Genomic DNA, 3,253 nt, shown 5'->3' on the forward strand with positions numbered 1-3,253 from the left:
ACTTCATCTTCGCCAGCACCCTGGACTCCGGCGGCGGACGCCAGCCGATCACCCTGGGCATCTACCACTACATCGGCAACAACAACCAGCAGTGGAACGCGATCATGGCCACCGCCGTGGTCGCCTCCATCCCCGCCACCGCGCTGCTGATCATCGCCCAGCGGTACGTCGCCGCCGGCATCACCACCGGCGCCGTCAAGGACTGACGAACATCAGCGACGCATGGCGGCCGGCATCGCGGACGGCGGCGCGCTGACCAGCCGTGTCGTCGCCTGCAGCACGGTCGCGATCGCGCCGAGGGCGACGGCCCGGTCGCCGAGCTGGCCCTTGCACACCGTGACGTGCGCACCGGCGAACGGCAACGCGTCGCGGTCGAGCGCGTTGCGCAGCGGCGGCAGCACGATGTCGCAGGCTGCCGCCAGGTCGCCGCCGATGATCACCCGGTCGGGGTTGAACAGGTTGCAGATGATCGCCAAGGCGGCGCCGACCCGCTGTCCCGCGTCCGCCAGCACGCGGGCGCAGGCCCGGTCGCCCGCGAGGGCCAGCGCGACCACGTCCTGGGTCGTCAGGTCGGCGCCGTAGTGGGTGCGCAGCTGGCCGACCAGCGCCGGCAGGCTGACGTACGTCTCCAGGCAACCGCGGTTCCCGCAGCGGCAGATCTGCCCGGCCGGATCGACGGTCATGTGCCCAATCTCGGCCGCGGTGCCGCAGGCGCCCCGGAAGATCCGGCCGTTGAGCACGAAGCCGGCGCCGACGCCGGTGCCGAGCTTGATGTACACCGCGACCTGCGCGCCCTGGCCCGCGCCCCAGGTGACCTCGGCCAGCGCGCCGAGGTTCCCCACGTTGTCCACCAGCACCGGCAGGCCGAGGCCGTTGGCGAGCTCGTCGCCCGGGCGCAGGCCCACCCAGCTCGGCGCGATGCTCGACGAACCGACCGCGCCCGTCAGGGTGTTGACCGGTCCGGGCACGCCCGCGCCGACGCCGATCACCTTCGAGCGGTCCACCCTGGAGGCCGCGAGCGTCTCCTCGGCCATCGCGATCGCGGTCCGCAGGGCGTGGCGCGCGTCGTGGTCCCTGACCAGCCTCCGGGTGTTCTCGGCCAGCACCGTGTGCGCCAGGTCGGCGACGATGACCCGCACGTGGGTGTGCCCGAAGTCGATGCCGACGATGACTCCGGCCGAGGGATTGAGCGTGAGCAGAGCGCCCGGGCGGCCCTGACGCGGCGGGGCGCTGGTATCAGTGCTCTCGGTCTCCACGACGAGACCCTCTTGGTGCAGCGCGGCGACGACGTTCGACACCGTGGCCCGTGAGAGGTCGAGCGACCGGGCGAGATCGGCTCGGGTGAGCGCGCCGTGGGTGCGCAGCAGCTCGATGACCCGGTCCCGGTTGCCGATACGGCTCTCCGGCATGCGCATCTGCACAGCTGTTGTTTACACCGGTGTCGGTAGGGCGGCAAGAGTCGAACAAACGACGTCCTGTCGATTTCGCGAGCAGGGGCGCAGCTCGCCGCGCGGTCACGGCGAGGTCGGGCGATCATCAATATTCGACGATAGTTCGACACGCAAAGAGCACATTGCGGACGCATTTGTTCATTCTGTTGACGCGTCAGGCGACGCGGCCCCAGCATCTGGCGTGCGGTCCCCGCGACCGCGCGACAGCGGGCCCTGACGAAGCAGCGCGGCCCGCCGTCCGATACCCACACTCGCCCAAGGACGTGCGGAAGTGACCGAGAACTGCATCCCGTGTGGAATCCGCCTCGGAATGTTAGCGCTCACAATCGGATGTCAGCCTCCTGCGACCTCCGCCGTCCGCGCAGCCGATCGCTGAGCGGTGCTCGCCTCCGCCGACCGCCTCGGCTTACCCACTTCGAAGAACGGAGTTCCACCATGAGGGCACAGAGAATACGAACGCGCCGTCGTCGGCTGGCGCTGGCCGCCGCCGCGGCGACGCTGGCCGGCACCGGTCTGAGCGCGTTGGCGATGCAGCCGGCGTCCGCTGCGACCAGCCTGCCGTGTGACATCCTGGCCTCGGCCGGAACCCCGTGTGTGGCGGCGCACAGCACCACGCGGGCTTTGTTCGCGTCCTACAACGGTTCGCTGTACCAGGTGCGGCGCTCCTCGGACAACCACACGCTGAACATCGGGGTGCTGAGCACCGGCGGTTACGCGAACGCGGCGGCGCAGGATTCCTTCTGTGCCAACACCAACTGCGTGATCACGATCATCTACGACCAGACCTCGCACCACAACAACCTCACCCAGGCGCCCGGCGGAGCGTTCCCCGGCCCGGCCGCGGGAGGCTACGACAACCTCGCGAACGCCAAGGCCGCGCCCACGACCGTCGGCGGCCACAAGGCCTACGGCGTCTACATCCCCTCGGGAACCGGCTATCGCGACGACAGCACGAACGGCGTCGCGACCGGCGACAGCTCGGAAGGCATCTACGCGGTGCTCGACGGCACGCATTACAACGGCGGTTGCTGCTTCGACTACGGCAACGCGGAGACCAACGCGCACGATGACGGCAACGGCACCATGGAGGCCGTCTACTTCGGCAACATCAAGGTCTGGGGTTACGGCACCGGCAACGGCCCGTGGGTGATGGCGGACCTGGAGAACGGCCTGTACTCCGGCTCCAACCACGGCTACAACGCGGGCGACCCGAGCGTGAGCCACCGCTACCTGACCGCGATCATCAACGGCGGACAGAACCACTGGGCCATCAAGGCCGGCAACGCCCAGTCCGGCGGCCTGTCCACGTACTTCAACGGGGTGCGGCCCTCCGGCGGCTACAACCCGATGCACAAGCAGGGCGCCATCATCCTGGGCATCGGCGGCGACAACAGCCACGGCTCCGCGGGCACCTTCTACGAAGGCGTCATGACCAGCGGCTACCCGTCAGACTCCGCGGAGAGCGCGGTGCAGGCAAACATCGTCTCCGTCGCATACCACTGATAGGCCCGTCGCGCCTGCCTCCTGCCGCCCGGTGTTCGGGTCAGGCGGCAGGCGCGACCCGCCCGGCTCAAGATCCACGGGCCGTCTTCCCGTGAGCGCCGATCGACGCTACGGTCATGTTTGGTAATGGCCGATCGTGTCGCGAAAGTCGTGCGTTCATGCGTTATTTCGAGGAGTATTCGCCGGGTTACGGTGCTGTGGCGGCTCGCGCGGCGCTGCGTTCGGATGCGGCGCGGATCGATCTGAGCGGTCGGTGGGCGTTTCGCCTCTCGCCGGTCGCGGTGGTGGAGACGGACGGC

General features: G+C 69.3%; 2 protein-coding genes and 2 pseudogenes. 3 read left to right on the forward strand and 1 reads right to left on the reverse strand.

Features of this window, described 5'->3' with window-relative positions:
- Positions 1 to 206: pseudogene (locus VFB40_RS10250) on the forward strand (carbohydrate ABC transporter permease); the annotation flags it as partial.
- 6 nt (positions 207 to 212) lie between these two features.
- Here VFB40_RS10250 and VFB40_RS10255 read toward each other — a convergent pair.
- The gene (locus tag VFB40_RS10255; RefSeq protein WP_324849295.1) at positions 213 to 1,409 is read right to left on the reverse strand and encodes an ROK family transcriptional regulator; all 1,197 of its coding nucleotides are present in this window, start codon (positions 1,407 to 1,409) and stop codon (positions 213 to 215) included.
- A gap of 477 nt (positions 1,410 to 1,886) precedes the next feature.
- Between VFB40_RS10255 and VFB40_RS10260 the strand changes: the two are divergent.
- Positions 1,887 to 2,948 (forward strand): annotated as a pseudogene (locus tag VFB40_RS10260) (arabinofuranosidase catalytic domain-containing protein); the annotation flags it as partial.
- A gap of 122 nt (positions 2,949 to 3,070) precedes the next feature.
- The coding region (locus VFB40_RS10265) for a hypothetical protein (protein WP_324849299.1) at positions 3,071 to 3,253 on the forward strand (183 nt) is incomplete at its 3' end.

The organism is Actinocrinis sp., from assembly GCF_035650855.1.
Classification (GTDB): Bacteria; Actinomycetota; Actinomycetes; order Streptomycetales; family Catenulisporaceae; genus Actinocrinis.